Annotated in this window: 15 protein-coding genes; 12 read left to right on the forward strand and 3 right to left on the reverse strand. The window is 71.3% G+C overall.

Translation table 11 applies throughout. The features are described 5' to 3' along the window. Window positions 1-9: 9 nt before the first annotated feature. Both ACZ63J_RS05815 and ACZ63J_RS05820 read left to right on the forward strand, forming a co-directional pair. Entirely contained in the window at window positions 10-489 is a 480-nt protein-coding gene (locus ACZ63J_RS05815) for a GNAT family N-acetyltransferase (RefSeq protein WP_465406857.1), read from the forward strand. A 21-nt stretch (window positions 490-510) separates the two neighbouring features. Further along, entirely contained in the window at window positions 511-2,556 is a 2,046-nt protein-coding gene (locus ACZ63J_RS05820; protein ID WP_465340599.1) for a DHA2 family efflux MFS transporter permease subunit, read from the forward strand. Window positions 2,557-2,655: 99 nt separating this feature from the next. On the opposite strand, the gene ACZ63J_RS05825 is transcribed toward ACZ63J_RS05820, so the two are convergent. Beyond that, on the reverse strand, window positions 2,656-3,492 hold the full coding sequence (locus tag ACZ63J_RS05825; protein WP_465406855.1) for a PHP domain-containing protein: 837 nt from the start codon (window positions 3,490-3,492) through the stop codon (window positions 2,656-2,658). Between the two features lie 40 nt (window positions 3,493-3,532). Between ACZ63J_RS05825 and ligD the strand changes: the two genes are divergently transcribed. After that, window positions 3,533-4,483, forward strand: coding sequence for a non-homologous end-joining DNA ligase (ligD, locus tag ACZ63J_RS05830; RefSeq protein ID WP_465304780.1), 951 nt, complete (start codon window positions 3,533-3,535; stop codon window positions 4,481-4,483). A 35-nt stretch (window positions 4,484-4,518) separates the two neighbouring features. Further along, window positions 4,519-4,938 (forward strand): response regulator, encoded by a 420-nt coding sequence (locus ACZ63J_RS05835; RefSeq protein ID WP_465406853.1) that lies wholly within the window; start codon window positions 4,519-4,521, stop codon window positions 4,936-4,938. Here the strand turns inward: ACZ63J_RS05835 and ACZ63J_RS05840 are convergent. Then, entirely contained in the window at window positions 4,869-6,065 is a 1,197-nt protein-coding gene (locus ACZ63J_RS05840) for a thiolase family protein (protein WP_465406851.1), read from the reverse strand. The two genes, ACZ63J_RS05835 and ACZ63J_RS05840, sit on opposite strands and share 70 nt — an antisense overlap. Before the next feature lie 132 nt (window positions 6,066-6,197). Here ACZ63J_RS05840 and ACZ63J_RS05845 point away from each other — a divergent pair, with 132 nt between their 5' ends. From ACZ63J_RS05845 to ACZ63J_RS05855, 3 genes are all read left to right on the forward strand, one after another. Continuing rightward, complete coding sequence (locus ACZ63J_RS05845) at window positions 6,198-6,638, forward strand: winged helix-turn-helix transcriptional regulator (protein ID WP_465406849.1); 441 nt, start codon at window positions 6,198-6,200, stop codon at window positions 6,636-6,638. Window positions 6,639-6,958: 320 nt separating this feature from the next. Further along, complete coding sequence (locus ACZ63J_RS05850) at window positions 6,959-10,552, forward strand: CARDB domain-containing protein (protein ID WP_465406847.1); 3,594 nt, start codon at window positions 6,959-6,961, stop codon at window positions 10,550-10,552. Window positions 10,553-10,636: 84 nt separating this feature from the next. Then, a complete protein-coding gene (locus ACZ63J_RS05855) occupies window positions 10,637-11,398 on the forward strand; it encodes an SDR family oxidoreductase (protein WP_465406845.1) in 762 nt (253 codons plus the stop codon). On the opposite strand, the gene ACZ63J_RS05860 is transcribed toward ACZ63J_RS05855, so the two are convergent. Further along, entirely contained in the window at window positions 11,395-12,828 is a 1,434-nt protein-coding gene (locus tag ACZ63J_RS05860; RefSeq protein WP_465406844.1) for a carotenoid oxygenase family protein, read from the reverse strand. The two genes, ACZ63J_RS05855 and ACZ63J_RS05860, sit on opposite strands and share 4 nt — an antisense overlap. 184 nt (window positions 12,829-13,012) lie before the next feature. Between ACZ63J_RS05860 and ACZ63J_RS05865 the strand changes: the two genes are divergently transcribed. Genes ACZ63J_RS05865 through ACZ63J_RS05885 form a run of 5 tightly spaced genes read left to right on the forward strand, consistent with a single transcriptional unit; the run spans window position 13,013 to window position 18,128 of the window. Continuing rightward, window positions 13,013-15,355 (forward strand): glycosyl hydrolase family 95 catalytic domain-containing protein, encoded by a 2,343-nt coding sequence (locus ACZ63J_RS05865; RefSeq protein WP_465406842.1) that lies wholly within the window; start codon window positions 13,013-13,015, stop codon window positions 15,353-15,355. Window positions 15,356-15,414: 59 nt separating this feature from the next. Continuing rightward, window positions 15,415-15,783 (forward strand): DoxX family protein, encoded by a 369-nt coding sequence (locus ACZ63J_RS05870; RefSeq protein ID WP_465406840.1) that lies wholly within the window; start codon window positions 15,415-15,417, stop codon window positions 15,781-15,783. A 19-nt stretch (window positions 15,784-15,802) separates the two neighbouring features. Continuing rightward, entirely contained in the window at window positions 15,803-16,558 is a 756-nt protein-coding gene (locus ACZ63J_RS05875; RefSeq protein WP_465406838.1) for an alpha/beta fold hydrolase, read from the forward strand. Window positions 16,559-16,585: 27 nt separating this feature from the next. Further along, window positions 16,586-17,461 (forward strand): LysR family transcriptional regulator, encoded by an 876-nt coding sequence (locus tag ACZ63J_RS05880; RefSeq protein WP_465406836.1) that lies wholly within the window; start codon window positions 16,586-16,588, stop codon window positions 17,459-17,461. A 4-nt stretch (window positions 17,462-17,465) separates the two neighbouring features. Then, window positions 17,466-18,128, forward strand: coding sequence for an HAD family hydrolase (locus ACZ63J_RS05885; RefSeq protein WP_465406834.1), 663 nt, complete (start codon window positions 17,466-17,468; stop codon window positions 18,126-18,128). Window positions 18,129-18,134: the final 6 nt, after the last annotated feature.

Raw genomic sequence — 18,134 nt, forward strand, 5'->3', positions numbered from 1 at the left:
GTCGAAGCCATGACTGTTTCCGTCTGTGTTCCCGAAGACGTCCCCGAACTCGTCAAGTCGGCCGCCGGGCTGTTCGCCGAAGACGCCGGGCGCCACGACCCGCGCATGGACCTCGGCTGGCCCGGCCGTGAGGGCGCCGCCTACTACGCGGAGCTGGTCGGCGATCCGGACTGCCTCTGCCTGCTGGCCGGCGACGGGCACCTGATCGGCAGGCTGCGGCCCCCGAACGCCCTGCGGCCGGGCGCGGTGACCGCGGTGCTGGAGAGCCTGCGCGTCGGCCCGGAACACCGCCGGTCGGGGGTCGGCGCCGAGCTGGTCGCGGCGTTTTTCGCGTGGGCGCGGGAAAAGGGCGCGAACGAATCGATCGTGCAGGCCTACGCCGGCAATGAGGCGGCGCTGGCGTTCTACCGCGCGCAGGGGTTCGAGCCGTTCGAGCTGACCCTGCGTCACCGGAACGAGTGGCTATCCACAGTGGACCGTTCGCACTAGCCTCGGAGGCCGAGCCAGGAGGTGCGGATGACGGCCACCGCGGAGGTCGCCCACGAGCCGGGACCCGCGCAGCTGAGCCGGGGGCGGGTCAACGCCGTCTTCGGGGCGGTGCTGCTCGGCATGCTGCTGGCCGCGCTGGACCAGACCATCGTCGGGACCGCGCTGCCCACCATCGTCGGCGACCTCGGCGGGGCCGGGCACCTCTCGTGGGTGGTCACGTCCTACCTGCTCGCCGAGACGATCATGACCGTCGTCGTCGGCAAGCTCGGCGACCTGTTCGGCCGCAAGCTGATGTTCCAGATCTCGGTGGTCGTGTTCGGCGTCGGCTCGTTCTGCGCCGGGTTCGCCGACAGCATGGTCTGGCTGATCGTCTGGCGTGCGGTGCAGGGCCTGGGCGGCGGCGGGCTGATGGTCACCTCGACCGCGCTGATCGCCGACGTCGTCCCGCTGCGCGAGCGCGGCAAGTACCAGGGTGTGCTCGGCTCGGTGTTCGGCGTGGTGACCGTGGCCGGGCCGATGCTCGGCGGCTTCTTCGTCGACCACCTGTCGTGGCGCTGGGCGTTCTACGTCAACATCCCGCTGGTCATCGTGGTGCTGGTGGTGGCGTCCTCGGCGATGCCGAACGCGCGCGCCGCGGTCAAGCCGGTCATCGACTACCTTGGCATCCTGCTGATCGGCCTGGCCGCGACCGGGCTCACGCTGGTGACGAGCTGGGGCGGCACGCAGTACGCGTGGGGCTCGCCGACGATCATCGGGATGGCGATCGGCTCGGTCGTGCTGCTGGCGGCGTTCGTCTTCGTGGAGTTGAGAGCCGCGGAGCCGATGCTGCCGATGCGGCTGTTCCGGAACCCGGTGTTCACCGTCGGCGGGATCATGAGCTTCGTCGTCGGTTTCGCGATGCTCGGCGCGCTTTCCTACCTGCCGACGTACATGCAGTACGTCCAGGGCACCTCGGCGACGACGTCCGGGGTGCGGCTGCTGCCGATGGTGCTGGCGCTGCTGGTCGCGTCGATCGCCGCGGGCAACGCCGTGAGCAAGACCGGGCGGTACAAGATCTTCCCGCTGGTCGGCGCCGCGGGCATGACGATCGGGCTCTACCTGCTGTCCCGGCTGGACGCCGACACCGGGTTCTGGGAGGCCTCGGCCTACATGGCCGTGCTGGGCCTGGGCATCGGGCTCGGCATGCAGGTGCTGACCATCGCCGTGCAGAACACCGTCGACTACGCCGACCTCGGTGTCGCGACGTCGGGGGTGACGTTCCTGCGCTCGATCGGCAGCTCGTTCGGCGCGGCCATCTTCGGCACGGTGTACGCGAACCAGCTGGCGCCCAACCTGGCCAAGGCCGCCGCCGAACACCCGCTGCCGCCCGGGGTCGACCCGCGGGCGCTTCAGGTGCCGACCGCGCTGCACGCGTTGCCGGACTCGGTGTCCGCGCCGGTCATCCAGGCCTACAGCGACTCCCTGCACGTGGTGTTCCTCGCCGCGGCGCCGGTCGGGCTGGTCGCGTTCGCGCTGGCGTTCTTCCTCAAGGAGGTTCCGCTGCGCGACACCGCCCGTGCGGCCGCGCCGGACCTCGGTGACGGCTTCGCGATGCCGGAGGCCCGCACCGACGACCGTGAGCTCGAACGCGCCGTCGCCACGCTGTTCTTCCGCGAGCGCCGCAAGGTGGCCCCGGCGATCGTCGAACGCGCCGGCGGTGACCTCGACGAGGGTGGCATCTGGTGCCTGCTGCAGGTCCACCTGCGGGAGCGTCGCGGCGAGCCGTCGACGCTCAAGGCGATCGGGGAGTACTTCAGCGTTCCCGCGCAGGTGCTCGAACCGGCGTTCAACCGCCTGGAGCTGACCGGGCACCTGCGCTACGCCGGCGGCCAGTGGGAGCTGACCGAGCCGGGCCGGGCCGAGTTCGCCAAGGTGGTGCGGGCGTGGCACGACTGGCTGGCCGAGCGCCTCGGCGACTGGGGCACGGCCGACCGCGCCGAGCTGGACGCGGCGATCGGCCGGGTGGCCAACCGGCTGCTGGACCAGAGCGCGGAGTCCCGCGCCCACGGCCGCCACGCCTTGGCCTGACCCCGCCCGAGTGACACTTTGCGCGGCAAAGCAGAGCTTTCCCCGAGAAAGATGCGCCCGGGCGGCCCTGAGACGCATCTTTCTCGGCGAAAGTGACGTTCAGCGGCGCCAGAAGTCGTGCGGGGTGCGGCCGGGGCGGAAACCGGCGGACTCGACCAGGGTGGCCGCCGCCGCGAAGCCGTGGCCGACCAGGCCCGGCTCGTGGGCGTCGCTGCCGAAGCTCACCGCCTCGCCGCCGTCCTCGAACCACCACCGGACCACTTCGCCCGGCAGCGGCACCTTCGTGTTGACCTCCAGCGCGCGTCCGCTCGAAGCCAGCGCCCGCAGCACGGTGCGGAACTCCTCCTCGAAGTCCGCCACGACGAACGGCGGGCCCTCGGCCGGCCACGACCTCAGCGCGTAGTCGATGTGCGCGAGCACCGCGAAGCCGGCGGCCGACTCGACCAGCCCGAGCACCTCGGCCAGGTAGGCGCGCAGCAGGTCGCCGGGCGGCCGGTCGGTGATCAGCGTCAGCTCGTGGTGGTGCTCGCCGCCAGGCAGGGAGTGCACCGAGCCGAGGATCCGGTCGAAGTCGTGGGCGGCGAGCAGCGCGTCGGCGCGAGCGCGGTGCCAATGCGGCTCGCTCAGCTCCACTCCGGACAGGATCCGCAGCTCCGGGAACCGGTCCCGGCACTGCTCGACCCCCGCCAGATAGCCCTCGACGTCGAGGTCGGGCGGCTCCAGGACGCCGTCCGGGCGCAGCCGCACCCGGAAGTGGTCCGGCAGCAGCGGCCGGACCGGCTCCGGGACCAGCCACGGCGTGAGGTCCGCGTGCTCGGTGAAAGCCACCGACGGCAGCCCCAGCTCGACCGCCCGCTCGCACGAGCCGAGCATCGACCCGGTCACCGTGTCCCAGGACCATTCGGTGTGGACGTGGCCGTCCGGCGGGAGGCTCATGATCCCCACGGTAGCCGCGGTTTCGGGCTACTGTCGGTCCATGGCGCAGAAGTCGGCGGCGGTGGAGCTCGAGGTCGGGCCGCACACCGTCCGGATCTCCAACCCGGACCGGGTGTACTTCCCGGCCCGCGGCGAGACGAAGCTCGACCTGGTCAACTACTACCTCTCGGTCGGCGACGGCATCGTCAACGCGCTGCGCGAGCGGCCGTGCATGCTGCACCGCTTCCCCTCCGGCGTGGCGGGGGAGAAGGTCCACCAGAAGCGCGTCCCGAACGGCGCGCCGCCGTGGCTGGAGACCGTCCGGGTCACCTTCCCGCGGTACAACCGGCACGCCGACGAGCTGTGCGTCACCGAGCTGGCGCACGTCGCGTGGGCGGTGCAGATGTCCACTGTGGAGTTCCACCCGTGGAACTCGCGGCGCGCCGACACCGAGAAGCCCGACGAGTGGCGCATCGACCTCGACCCGATGCCCGACTGCGGCTACGACCGCGTCCGCCGGGTCGCGCACGTCGCGCACGAGATCCTCGACGAGCTCGGCGCGGTCGGCTGGCCCAAGACCTCGGGCGGGCGCGGGCTGCACATCTACGTCCGGATCGAACCCCACTGGGGCTTCAAAGAGGTCCGGCGTGCGGCCCTGGCCTTCGCGCACGAGGTCGAACGCCGTGCCCCGGACGACGTCACGACGACCTGGTGGCGCAAGGACCGCGACCCCCGGCTGCTTTTTGTCGACTACAACCAGAACGCGCGTGACCACACGATCGCCAGCGCGTACTCGGTGCGCGGGAACCCGGAAGGCACGGTGTCGACGCCGATCCGCTGGGAGGAGATCGACGACGTCGAGCCCGGCGACTTCACCATCGCGACCGTCCCGGCCCGCTTCGCCGAGCTGGGCGACCTCCACGCGGGCATCGACAAGGCCGTCTTCTCGCTGGAACCCCTGCTGGAGTGGGCCGACCGTGACGGCGTCGAAGAGCCGCCCGAGCCCGACTGACGTATTTTCCGCGGCCGGCCACGGCTCTGCGGGAAGTGAAGATCGTGCTGTGCGGCCTGGACGAGGCCGCGTGGAGCCTGGTCGCCCTGCAGGTGCTCCTCGAACGCGAAGGTCACGTCGTGTGCGTGACCACCGACGCGCTCGAGGCGTGCCGCCATGAGCGGCCGGACTGCCTGCTGCTGTCCACTGTGCTCGGCAGTTCGGGGGTGGAGCTGCTCCGCCGCGTGCGCGCCGACCCGGAGCTCAGTGAACTGCCCGTCGTGCTCGGCGGCCGGGTGTCGAGCACTCGCGCGGACCTGCTCGCGCTCGGCTTCGACGAGGTGTTCCCGGTCGCCGCCACGGATCCCGGGGGAGCCGTGGCGGCGCTGCGGGCCTACCTGGCGCGTCAGTCGAGGCGTTCGATGATCGTCGCGTTGGCGAGGCCGCCGGCTTCGCACATCGTCTGCAGGCCGTAACGGCCGCCGGTCTGCTCCAGCACCGAAAGCAGCGTGGTCGCCAGGCGCGCGCCGCTGCCGCCGAGCGGGTGGCCGATCGCGATCGCGCCGCCGTTGACGTTGACCTTCGCGAGGTCGGCGCCGATCTCGGCCTGCCAGGCGAGCACCACGCTGGCGAACGCCTCGTTGACCTCGAAGGCGTCGATGTCCCCGACCGAAAGCCCGGCGCGGGCGAGCACCTTGCGGGTCGCGGGGATGACGCCGGTCAGCATGTACAGCGGGTCGTCGCCGACCACGGCGAAACTGTGGATCCGCGCCCGCGGCCGCAGTCCGAGCGCCTTCGCCGTCTCGGAGCTGGTGATCATCAACGCCGCGGCGCCGTCGTTGATGGGAGACGAGTTCCCGGCCGTGACGTGCCAGCCGAGGTCGGGGAACCGCTGCTCCCAGACGTCGGCGCGGAACGCGGGCTTGAGCCCGGCGAGGATCTCCGGTGTGGTGCCCGGGCGGATCGTCTCGTCCGTGGTGACGTCGACGAGCGCGCCGTCGGGCCCGGGCGCCTTGAGCGGCGCGACCTCACCGGCGAACTTCCCGTCCGCCCACGCCTTCGCGGCGCGCTGGTGGCTTTCGGCGGAGAACGCGTCGAGCTGCGCGCGGCTGAAGCCCCACTTGGCGGCGATCAGCTCGGCGCTGATGCCCTGCGGGACGAGCCCGTCCGGATAGCGGGCGGCGACCTGCGGGCCGAACGGGTCCCGCCCGGCCACCTGGCTGCCCATCGGCACCCGGCTCATCGACTCGACCCCGGAGGCGATCACGACGTCGTAGGCGCCGGCGATGACGCCCTGGGCGGCGAAGTGGACCGCCTGCTGGCTGCTGCCGCACTGCCGGTCGACGGTCACCGCGGGCACCGACTCCGGCAGTCCCGCGGCGAGCGCGGCCCAGCGCGCGGTGTTCATGCTCTGCTCGCCGATCTGCCCGACCGCGCCGCTGATCACGTCGTCGATCCGGGCCGGGTCGACGCCGGTGCGATCGACCAGCGAGCGCAGGGCGTGGGCGTGCAGGTCGACCGGGTGCACCCCGGCGAGCTTCCCGTTCGGCTTGCCCTTGCCGATGGGGGTCCGTACCGCGTCGACGATCACCGCGTCCGTCATGGCGTCTGCCTCCTCGCAGATCGGGGGATGCCTTCGGTATACGCCGGGTGAGTTGGATTCCACAACTCAGCTGTTCGGCACGTCACACGCGGTTGACGTGCTAGGTTGGATTTTCAACCTGCGGGAGGTGGCATGGTCCGGCGTGGTCGCGAGTGCTCGGTCGCCGAGGCTCTCGAAGTGGTCGGCGAGCGGTGGAGCCTGCTCGCCCTGCGCGAGGTCATGCTGGGGGAGCGGCGGTTCAACCAGATCGCCGAGAACACCGGCGCCAGCCGTGACATCCTGGCCGCGCGGCTGCGCAAGCTCGTCGACGCCGGCGTGCTCGAGAAGGTCCGGTACGAAGACCACCCGCCGCGCTTCGAGTACTACCCGACCGAGGCCGGCCGCGCGCTGCAGCCGATCCTGCTCGGCCTGATGGCCTGGGGGGACAAGTACGTCCACCAGGGTGAGCCGCCCACGCTGTGGCGGCACGCGTGCGGCGAGGTGCTGGAGCCCGCCACGGTCTGCGCCCACTGCGGCGAGCCGGTCAACACCCCGGGCACCCACGCGATCCGGCTGGGCGCCGTCCACTCCTGACCCGACCTCGGCAAAGGCCTTCTCGCATCCCCGCGAGGAGGCCTTTTCGACGTTTGGGCGTTGACTTGAGACCCCGGTCACTGTAAGTCTTGAACGAATCAGTGCAAGAACCTGACAACAGCGCGAGAAATTGCGGCAGTCGTCAGGAAGATCCCGCCCAGCTCCTCGACGAAGAGGTGCCCATGACGGCTGTCCCGTGCTGCCCGCGTGCGCCCCCGGACCACGTCCGGTGTGTGCCCGTTCCCTGGTTTCCGCCGTCCCCGCCCGGGACGAGCGCGCTCGACCCGCCTCCCCCTCCTCCCCGGATCATGAGGAACCCCATGAGAACGAAGCGACTTCTGTCGCGCGCGGCCACCTACGCCGCCCTGTCCCTCCTCCTGGCCGCGCCCGCCGTGGCCGCGAGCGGCACCCCGGCCGCCGCGCCCGCCGCGCAGGCCGTCCAGCCCGCCGCCCAAGCCGCCGTCGCGACCTACACCGCCAGCAGCCAGCTCGCCGGCTACCCCGTCTCGAACGTCGGTGACGGAAACCAGGCGACCTACTGGGAGAGCACCAACAACCAGTTCCCGCAGTGGGTCCAGGCCGACCTCGGCACGGCCACGAACGTCGCCCAGCTCGTGCTGAAACTGCCGACCGGCTGGGAGGCCCGCACCGAGACCTTCAGCGTTCAAGGCAGCACCAACGGCACGAGCTTCAGCGACCTGAAGGCCTCCGCCGGTTACCGCTTCGACCCCGCCACCGGCAACACGGTCACCGTGGACGTCACCGGCAGCACCCGGTACGTCCGGCTGAACGTCACGGCCAACACCGGCTGGCCCGCCGCGCAGCTGTCGGAGTTCGAGGTGCACGGCCCGGCCGGCGGGGACACGCAGCCGCCGTCCGCGCCCGGCAACCTCGCCTACACCCAGCCCGCGAGCGGCCAGATCCGGCTCACCTGGTCGGCCTCGACGGACAACACCGGTGTCGCCGGATACGACGTCTACGCCAACAACCAGCTGCGCGGCAGTGTCGGCGGGACGGTCCTGACCTACACCGACAACCAGCCCGACAGCGCGACCGTGTCGTACTACGTGCGGGCCAAGGACGCCGCGGGCAACCAGTCGGCGAACAGCGCCACGGTGACCCGCAACGGCACCCAGGCCGGGACGAACCTCGCGCTGGGCAAGCCGATCACGGCGTCCTCGACGGAGTTCACCTTCGTCGCGGCCAACGCCAACGACAACTCCGTGACCACCTACTGGGAGGGCGGCGGCGGGACCTACCCGAACCTGCTGACCGTCGCGCTCGGCTCGAACGCGGACCTCAACCAGGTGGTCGTCAAGCTGAACCCGGACGCCTCCTGGGGCCCGCGGACGCAGACGATCGCCGTCGAAGGCCGTGACCAGGCTTCGAGCGCGTTCACCACGCTGTCGGCCGCGCAGACCTACAGCTTCAGCCCGTCGTCCGGCAACACCGTGACGATCCCGCTGAGCGGCCGCGCCGCCGACGTCCGGCTGCGTGTCACCGCGAACTCCGGCGCCGGCGGCGGGCAGGCCGCGGAGTTCCAGGTCTTCGGGGTGCCCGCGCCGAACCCCGACCTCACGGTCTCCGGGGTCTCCTGGACACCGCAGAACCCGGTGGAGACCGACTCGATCACCGCGTCGGCCACGATCCGCAACGCCGGGACCGCGGCTTCGGGCGCGACCAACGTTAACCTGTACCTGGGCACGACCAAGGTCGGCACGGCGAACGTCGGGGCGCTGGCCGCCGGCGCGTCGACGACGGTGTCGGCGAACATCGGCACCCAGAACGCCGGCAGCTACCAGCTGACGGCGAAGGTCGACGAGGCCAACACCGTCATCGAGCAGAACGAGGACAACAACTCCTTCACCGGTTCGACGGCACTCGTCGTCAGCCCGGTGCAGAGCTCCGACCTCGTCGCCGCGACCGGCTGGTCGCCGAACAACCCGTCCGCGGGCAACACCGTCACGTTCACCACGACCCTGCGCAACCAGGGCACCGTGGCGAGCGCGGGCGGCGCCCACGCGATCACGGTGACGATCACCGACCAGAACGGCACGGTGGTCAAGACGCTCAGCGGCAGCTACACCGGCGCCATCGCCGCCGGAGCCACCGCGTCGCCGGTGACCGTCGGGACGTGGACCGCGGGCAACGGCAAGTACACCGTGACGACGGTCGTCGCGAACGACGCCAACGAGCTGCCGGTCAAGCAGGCCAACAACACCAGCACGCAGGCGCTGTTCGTCGGCCGGGGCGCGAACATGCCCTACGACATGTACGAGGCCGAGGACGGCGTCGTCGCGGGCGGCGCGTCCGTGGTCGGCCCGAACCGGACGATCGGCGACCTCGCGGGCGAGGCGTCGGGCCGCAAGGCCGTGACGCTGAACTCGACCGGCTCCTCGGTGGAGTTCACCACGCGGGCGTCGACGAACACCCTGGTCACCCGGTTCTCCATCCCGGACTCCGCGGGTGGCGGCGGCATCAACTCGACGCTGAACGTCTACGTCGACGGCACGTTCCTCAAGGCCATCGACCTGACCTCGCACTACGCGTGGCTCTACGGCGCCGAAACCGGCCCGGGCAACTCGCCGGGCACCGGGCCGCGGCACATCTACGACGAGGCGTCGATGCTGCTGGGCACGACCGTGCCCGCCGGGCACAAGATCAAGCTGCAGAAGGACGCGGCCAACAGCACGAACTACGCGATCGACTTCGTGAACTTCGAGCAGGCCACCGCGGTCGCGAACCCCGACCCGGCGCACTTCGCGGTGCCCACCGGGTTCACGCAGCAGGACGTGCAGGCGGCGCTGGACAAGGCCCGGCAGGACACGACGCTCACCGGCGTCTACCTGCCGGCCGGGAACTACTCGCTGCAGAGCAAGCTGAACGTCTACGGCAAGGCCGTCACGGTCACCGGCGCCGGGCCGTGGTTCACGAAGTTCTCCGCGCCGTCCGGCCAGGAGAACAGCGACATCGGCATCGACATCCAGTCGACCGCGAACGGGTCGACGGTCAGCGGGTTCGCCGTGTTCGGGAACTACACCTCCCGGATCGACGGCCCCGGCAAGGTGTTCAACCTGAGCAGCGTCTCGAACCTGACGATCGACAACATCTGGGTCGAGCACCAGGTGGTCATGGTCTGGGGCACGAACGTGGACAACACCACGATCAAGAACTCCCGGATCCGCGACACCTTCGCCGACGGTGTCAACCTCACGAACGGGAGCACCGGCAACCACGTCACCAACAACGAGGCCCGGTCCACCGGGGACGACAGCTTCGCGCTGTTCGCCGCCACGGACATCAACCAGGGCAACCAGTACGACAACGTGTTCGAGAACCTGACCGCGCTCACCCCGTGGCGCGCGGCCGGGCTGGCGGTCTACGGCGGGTACAACAACACCTTCCGCAACCTCTACATCGCGGACACGCTGACGTACTCGGCGATCACGATCAGCTCGCTCGACTTCGGCTACCCGTTCCTCGGGTTCGGGCCGCAGCCGACGACGGTCCAGAACGCCTCGCTCGTCCGGGACGGTGGCCACTTCTGGGGCCAGCAGACGTTCCCGGCGATCTGGATGTTCTCCGCGTCCAAGGAGTTCCGCGGGATCCGGGTGTCCGATGTGGACATCCAGAGCCCGACCTACGCCGGCATCATGTTCCAGACGAACTACGTCGGCGGGCAGCCGCAGAACAGCGTCCAGGACACGGTGCTGACGAACGTGTCGATCACCGGGGCACACCGCAGCGGTGACGCCTTCGACGCGAAGTCGGGGATCGGCATCTGGGCCAACGAGCTGCCGGAACCGGGTCAGGGCCCGGCCGTCGGGTCGGCGACCTTCACCGGGCTCACGCTGAGCGACAACGCCGAGGACATCCGCAACCGCACGACCACGTTCACCATCAACCGCAACTGACCGAAAGACCGTCGAGGCCACCTCGCGGGCGTCCGTCGCCCGTAAGGTGGCCTCGACGGCGTTCGACGGGTGGAGGTGGGTCTGGTGCGGATCCTGGTCACCGGTGGCACCGGGCAGCTCGGCCGGGTGGTCACCGAGCGGCTGCGCGCGGCGGGTGAAGAGGTCCGCGTCCTCAGCCGGCGGCCCGGGCCGGACGTCGTGCCCGGCGACCTGCGGACCGGCCGCGGCGTCGACAGCGCACTGGCCGGCGTCGACACCGTCGTCCACTGCGCCACCGACTTCCGGCACGAGACGGCGCTCGCGCGGACGCTGGTGGAGGCCGCGCGCTGGACCGGCGGGCCGCACCTGGTCTACGTCTCGATCGTCGGCGTCGACCGCGTCCCGCTGAGTTACTACCGGAGCAAGCTCGAGACCGAGGAGCTGATCGCCGCGTCCGGCCTGCCGTACACGATCCAGCGGGCTACCCAGTTCCACGCGCTGGTCCGGACGCTGTTCGCGGGCGCGTCCCGGCTGCCGGTGCTGCCCGTGCCGCGGGTGCGGTTCCAGCCGGTGGACGTCCGCGACGTCGCGCCGCGCCTGGCGGACCTGGCCACCGCCGATCCGGCGGGCCGCGTCGACGACTTCGGCGGCCCCGAGATCCTCGCGGCGGCCGAGCTGGCCCAGGCGGTCGCCGAGGCGAGCGGACGGCGCCGGAAGATCGTCTCGGTGAAGGTGCCGGGGGAGACGTTCCGGGCGTACGCCGACGGCGGGCACCTCGCGCCGCACCACCTGGACGGCTCGATCACCTTCGCGCAGTACCTCGCCGAGCAGGCCGACGCCGGGGTGCTGGGGTACCGGAAGCGCTAGCTCGGCACCCAGTTGCCGTGGAAGCCGACCGGCACCCGGTCCGGCAGGGGGATCGCGGCGACCGTCTCCAGCGTCTCGGCGTCGAGCAGCGTGAGCTCACTGCGCTCGGTCGCCGCGTCGTGGACGAAGCCGGCCAGGACACCGTCGTCCTCGGCGGCGTCTTCGGAGCGTGGCACGAAGACGAACTCGGCCGGCGAACGCCCGGCGCCGAAGGACCGCACCTGGGTCGAGCCGGTCCAGAAGTCGTGTTTGTACAGTGCTTCCGCCGGGTTCGCGCCGGTCGTCACCGCCGGCGCGTAGCCGTAGCGGTGCGGGCGGCCGACCACCCGCTCGTCGACGCGCGGGAACTCCTGGCCCCGGTCGTCGAGGCGTTCTTCGACGACCTTGCCGGTGGTGAGGTCGACCGTCCACCGGTCCAGCGTCGGCACACCTTCGTCGGGGCCGCGCAGCTGCCGGTCGAACATCTTCGGGTGCCGGACGACGTCGAGCACCACGCTGTCGCCGTCGTCGTAGGCGTTGAGCGGGTGGAAGACGTAACAGGGTTCGACGTCGAACCACCGGACGTCGCCGTTGCCGCCCTCCCGGGGCATCACGCCGATCCGCGCCGGGTACGCCGGGTTCCAGTGGTAGGGGAGGCCGCCGTTGGCGGTGATCTTCGAGGCCAGCCGGGCGGTGATCGGGTCGGGGATCCGCACCCGGCCGATCACCGCGGAGAGCACGAGCCGGGTGGTGGCGCGCAGGATCGGTGACGGGATCGAGGCGGTGGCCATCCCGGCGTCGAAGGTCACGGGCAGGTCGTAGAAGACGACGTGCCGTTCGGTCAGGGAGAAGTCGTGCATCATCGGTGCGCCGGTGACCTCGACGGGCACCTCGCGCCGGACCCGCCCGGCGGTGTCGACCACGGTGTAGGTGACCTTGTTCCCGCCGGTCAGCGAGTAGGAGACGGCGTGCAGCTCGCCGGTGCGCGGGTCGCGCTTCGGGTGGGCGGTGTAACCCCCGCTCAGGGTGCCGTCGAAGTCGCAGCGGCCGACGGTGTCGAGTTCGTCGGTCAGCTCCCAGAGGGTGGCGCCGGCCTCCATCAGGGCGAGGGTCTTGCCGGCGTGGCCGATGACGTTGGTGTTCGCGCTGAGGCCGTGCGGGGTGGTGCGCGGCCGGCCGCCGTCGAGGATCGCGTCGATCGAGGGGTTGCGGACCCAGCGGTTGCGGTACCACTCGGCCTTGCCGTCGCGCAGGCGGACGCCGTGGACCATGCCGTCGCCCATGAACCAGTGGTAGGCGGCGGGGTCCACTTCGGACAGCGGGTTGGGCCCGTTGCGCAGGTAGCGGCCGTCGAGGAAGTCCGGGATCGTCCCGGTCACCTCGAGGCCGGTGAGCGTGTGCTCCTGGCTGATCGGGGCGAAGTTCCCGTCGAGGAAGGGGTTGGTCGGCACCGGTGGTGGCCTTTCGTCGCGACTGCGAGCCCGGTCGTGCACACAACGCTACAACCTCGCCGAGGCCGTCGTATATCTCGTGTTATCGGATTAATTACGAAGAATCTTGACCTCGGGTTCGGATAGGTCATATGTTTGGCGGGCTGCACGCCGGTCCCCGCCTTCAACGCCGAACGGATCCGACATGTCTGACCTTCCCCTCCCGCCGTCCCGCCGGTCGTTCCTCAAGCTCGGGGGCGCGGTGGGCGCCGGGATCGCCCTCGGGGGCGTTCGTCCCTTTGTTGCCAGCGCAGACGTCGTGCGCCCGGCCGTCGAGGACCTGGTTCCCGATAGCCGCGCGACCACGCTGTGGTACCCCACGCCCGCGGCCGAAGACAAGATCATCGAGCAGGGCCTGCCGATCGGCAATGGTCGGATCGGTGCCCTCGTCGGCGGTGACCCGGCCGCCGACTTCCTCTACCTCGCCGACGCCTCGCTCTGGACCGGCGGCGCCAACAACGTTCTCGAAGACGACGGCCAGTTCCCCTACGAGCGCGAGAAGTTCGGCACGCTGGGCCTGCTGGCCAAGGTGCGGATCGCCGTGCCCGCGCACACCGGCGTCACGGACTACCGCCGCACGCTCGACCTGAGCAACGGCCTGCTCACGGTGTCCTACACCCATCAGGGCACGCGCTACCGCCGCGAGATCTACACCAGCCACCCCGACGACGTGGTGGTCGTCCGGCTGAGCGGTGGTCCGATGACCGGCACGGTCGCGCTGGAGCCGACCCGCGGGGAGACCCTGACCGGCGCGGCCTTCGCGGCCACCTTCGCGAACGGGCTGAAGTACGCCGCCGTGGCCGGGGCGTCCGGCCGCGGGGGAAAGGTGACGCCGCAGGGGAACACCGTCGTGTTCACCGGCTGCCGTGAGGTGCTCATCGTCGTCACCGGCGGGACCAGCTACGTGCCGGACGCGGCCCGGAAGTTCCTCGACGCGAACGCCGACCCGCTGCGCGTCGCGAGGGGGAAGGTGGCCCAGGCGCTGGCCGCGGGCGGTGACGGCCTGCGCGCCACGCACGTCGCCGACTACCGGCGGCTGTACGACCGGATGTCGGTCGACCTGGGGCAGTCGCCGCCGGCCAAGCGCGCGCTCGACTCGTGGTCGCGGCTGGTGGCCCGGCACGACGACCCGGCCACGCCGGACCCGGAGCTGGAGGCGAGCTACCTGCAGTTCGGGCGGTACCTGACGATCACCGGCTCGCGCGACGGCCTGCCGATGGGCCTGCAGGGCCTGTGGCAGAACAACAACACGCCCGACTGGATGAGCGACTACCACACTGACATCAACCTCCAGATGAACTACTGGCTGGCGGACCGGGCGGCGCTGCCCGGGAGCTTCACTGCCCTCGCCGACTACTGCCTCGCGCAGCTTCCCGTGTGGACGGACAGCACGAAACGCCTGTTCAACGACCCGAGGAACCGCTTCCGCAACACCAGCGGGAAGATCGGCGGCTGGGCGATCGCGTTCTCGACCAACATCTACGGCGGCTCCGGCTGGTGGTGGCACCCCGGCGGCAACGCCTGGCTGTGCAACTCGCTCTGGGACCACTACGCGTTCACCCAGGACAAGCGGTACCTCGCCCGGATCTACCCGCTGCTCAAGGGCGCGTGCGAGTTCTGGGAGTCGCGGCTGGTGACGATGGCCGTGGACGGCGTCGAGGTGCTCGTCGACGACCACGACTGGTCACCCGAGCACGGCCCGCAGGACACCCGCGGCAACACCTACTCCCAGGAGATCGTCTGGGACCTGTTCGAGCACTACCGCGACGCGGTCGCGGTGCTGGGCCGGGACCGCGCGTACGGCGACCGGATCGCCGGGCTGCAGAAGAAGCTGTACCTGCCGAAGGTGAGCCCGTCGAGCGGCTGGCTCGAGGAGTGGATGTCGCCGGACAACCTCGGCGAGACCACGCACCGGCACCTGTCGCCGCTGATCGGCTTCTTCCCCGGCGACCGGATCGCGGCCGACACCTCGCCGCCCGAGCTGCTGGGCGGCGTGCGCGAGCTGCTGATCGCCCGCGGGATGGACAGCTTCGGCTGGGCGTGCGCGTGGCGGTCGGCCTGCTGGGCGCGGCTGAAGGACGCCGACCGCGCGTACCAGCTGCTGCTCACGGTCATGCGGCCGTCGGTGGCCAACGGGAACGGCACCGCGCCGAACTTCTTCGACATGTACAGCCAGGGCAGCTACACGATCTTCCAGATCGACGCGAACCTCGGCGCGCCCGCGGCGATGGTGGAGATGCTGGTCTACTCGCGCCCGGGCGTGCTGGAGCTGCTGCCGGCGCTGCCCTCGGCGTGGGCGCGCTCGGGCCGGGTGACCGGGATCGGCGCGCGCGGCGGGTTCGAAGTCGACCTTTCCTGGCGTGACGGCAAGGTCACCCGCGCGGTGGTCCGGAGCGTCGGCGGGACCCGGACCGAGGTGCGCGCCGGCGCCTGGAAGCGGACGATCTCGCTGCGGCCGGGCGGGTCGATCACGATCACGCCAAGTTGAGGTCCTGTCTCCGGAAGTGATGTAGTGTTCAACTACCCCTTCCGAAGTCTGGAGTCCTCGTGAACATCGCCCTGTGGGTCGCCGCGGGTTTCCAAGCCGCGCTGTACGTCTTCGCCGGCGGCATGAAGTTCTTGACGCCGCGGGAGAAGCTGCTGGAGAACCCCAACATGGGGTGGACGGCGGACTTCTCCGGGCCGGTGGTGAAGGCCATCGGCGGCATCGAGGTTCTCGCGGCGATCGGCCTGGTCCTGCCGTGGGCGCTCGACATCGCGCCGGTGCTGACGCCGCTGGCGGCGACCTGGCTGGCGATCGTCCAGATCGGTGCGATCATCGTCCACGGGCGCCGCAAGGAGACCAAGGCGCTGCCGATGAACGTCGTGCTGCTGGTGCTGGCGGTGTTCGTCGCCGTGGGCCGGTTCGCCGGCTGAGCTTCCCCTCGGAGGATCGATGACACTTCCGGCCTTCACCGACCACGGCGGGTCCGGCCCGGTGGTCGTGCTGCTGCACAGCTTCCTGATGGACGGCCGGATGTTCGCCCCGCAGCTGGCGGCGTTCGACGGCTTCCGCTGCGTCACCGTCGACGAGCGCGGCCACGGCGGCACCCCCGCGACCGGGCCGTTCGACTACTGGGACGTCGCCCGGGACGTCCTGGCGGTGCTCGACGAGCTGGACGTCCCGCGCGCGGCCGTCGTCGGGACGAGCCAGGGCGGGTTCGTCGCGCTGCGGATGGCGCTGCTGGCGCCTTCGCGGGTGTCGTCGATCGCGGTGCTCGGCACGTCGGCCGCGGCGGAGGATCCCGCGGTCGCGACCGGGTACCGGGCGGTGCTCGACGCGTGGGTCAGCGGGAGCGCGCCGCCGCCGGTGCTCGACGGCGTCGCCCAGATCTGCTTCGGCCCCTTCCCGGCGGAGGAGTGGAAGAAGCGCTGGGCGACGGTGGCGCCGGACCAGCTCACGCTGACCATGAACGCCCTCGTCGACCGTGACAGCGTGCTCGCGCGGGTCGGCGAGATCTCCTGCCCGGCCCTGGTCCTGCACGGCTCGGCCGACCTCGCCTACCCGGTCGAGCGGGCCGAGGAGCTTGCGGGCGCGCTGCCCGCGGCCGAGCCCCTGGTCGTCGTCGAGGACGGCGCCCACTTCCTGAGCTTCACGCACGCCGATGCGGTGAACCCGCCGCTCACGCGGTTCCTCACCGCGCACGCGTAATACCCTGGGGGTCTCAGGGAGGTCGGAGTGGACGTCGATCTGCGCAAGCTTCGGTACTTCGTCGCGGTCGCCGAAGAGCTGCACTTCGGGCGGGCCGCCGCGCGGCTGCACATCGCGCAGCCGGTGCTGTCGCGGCAGATCCGGGCGCTGGAAGGCGAGCTGCACGCTCAGCTGTTCCGGCGGGACAAGCGGTCCACCGCGCTGACCGACGCCGGCCGTCAGCTGCTGGACGACGCGCGTCCGCTGCTGGCCTCGGCCGAAGCCCTGCGGCGCCGGGTGGCGACGGCCGCGCGCGGCACGGCGTTCACCGTGGCGTTCATGCCGGGCATCACCGTCACCGACGCCGTCCGGGAGCTGACGGCCCGGCATCCCGACCTCTCGGTTTCGCTGCTGCGCACGACCTGGGAGGACCAGACCGAAGTGCTGCACGACGGCCGCGCCGACGTCAGCGTGGTCCGGCTGCCGGTGGACCGGCGCGGGTTGAGCGTCCGGCCGCTGTTCGAGGAGCCGCGCGTGGCGGTGCTGCGGACCGACCACCGGCTGGCCGGGAAGGAGTCGGTGCTCGTGGGCGACCTCGCCGGCGATCACCTGCTCAACCACCCGGACGCGGTCCCGGAGTGGCGGGACGTCGCGGTCGAGCTGCGCGAGGGGACGGGCGTGGCGGCGCCGTCGTTCCGGAGTGTGGAGGAGAAGCTCGAGCACGTGGCGGCGGGGCAGGGGATCGCCGTCATCCCGCTGTCCACTTCGGAGTACTACACCCGGCCCGACGTCGCGCACGTGCCGGTCGAGGACCTGCCGCCGAACGAGGTGTGCCTGGCGTGGCTCGCGAGCCGGCGCTCGCGGATCGTGGCCGAGTTCGCGGAGATCATCGGTTGCGCGGGCGAGGGCCGGCGATCAGAGTGACGGCATGACTCGCTGGGCGACGTTCGACTGCTTCGGCACGCTGGTGGACTGGCGCCACGGCATCTCGACCGGGCTCGAGCTGCTGTTCCCCGGCCGGGGCGCGGAGCTGCTCGAGGTCTACAACGGGATCGAGCCGCGGGTGCAGGCCGAGACGCCGGTGCGGCGCTACCGCGAGGTGCTGGCGGAGTCCCTGCGGCGGACCGCCGCCGAGGCCGGGCTCGACCTGGTGCCCGACGACGCGTCGGTGCTCGCGACCGGACTGCCGTACTGGCCGGTCTTCCCGGACACCCGCCCGGCGCTGGCCGCGCTGCGGGCGGCGGGTTGGCGGCTCGCCCTGCTGACCAACTGCGACCGCGACCTCATCGGCGAAACCCAGCGACGGCTCGCCGTCCCGGTCGACGCGATCGTGACCGCCGAAGACGTCGGCGGGTACAAGCCGGGGCACGCCCACTTCGAGCGGTTCGCCTCGTCGTTCGACGCGTCGCGGCAGAACTGGGTGCACGTCGCGCAGAGCCACTTCCACGACATGGTCCCGGCGGCGGCGCTCGGCATCCGGCGGGTGTGGGTCAACCGCCACGCCGACCCGCACGACCCGGCCGTCGCCGACGCGGTGCTGCCCGGTCTGGACAACCTGGTGGCGACAGTGGAGCGAGTCCACGCGGCTTGACGCCCC

The organism is Amycolatopsis sp. NPDC104863 (genome assembly GCF_055582965.1).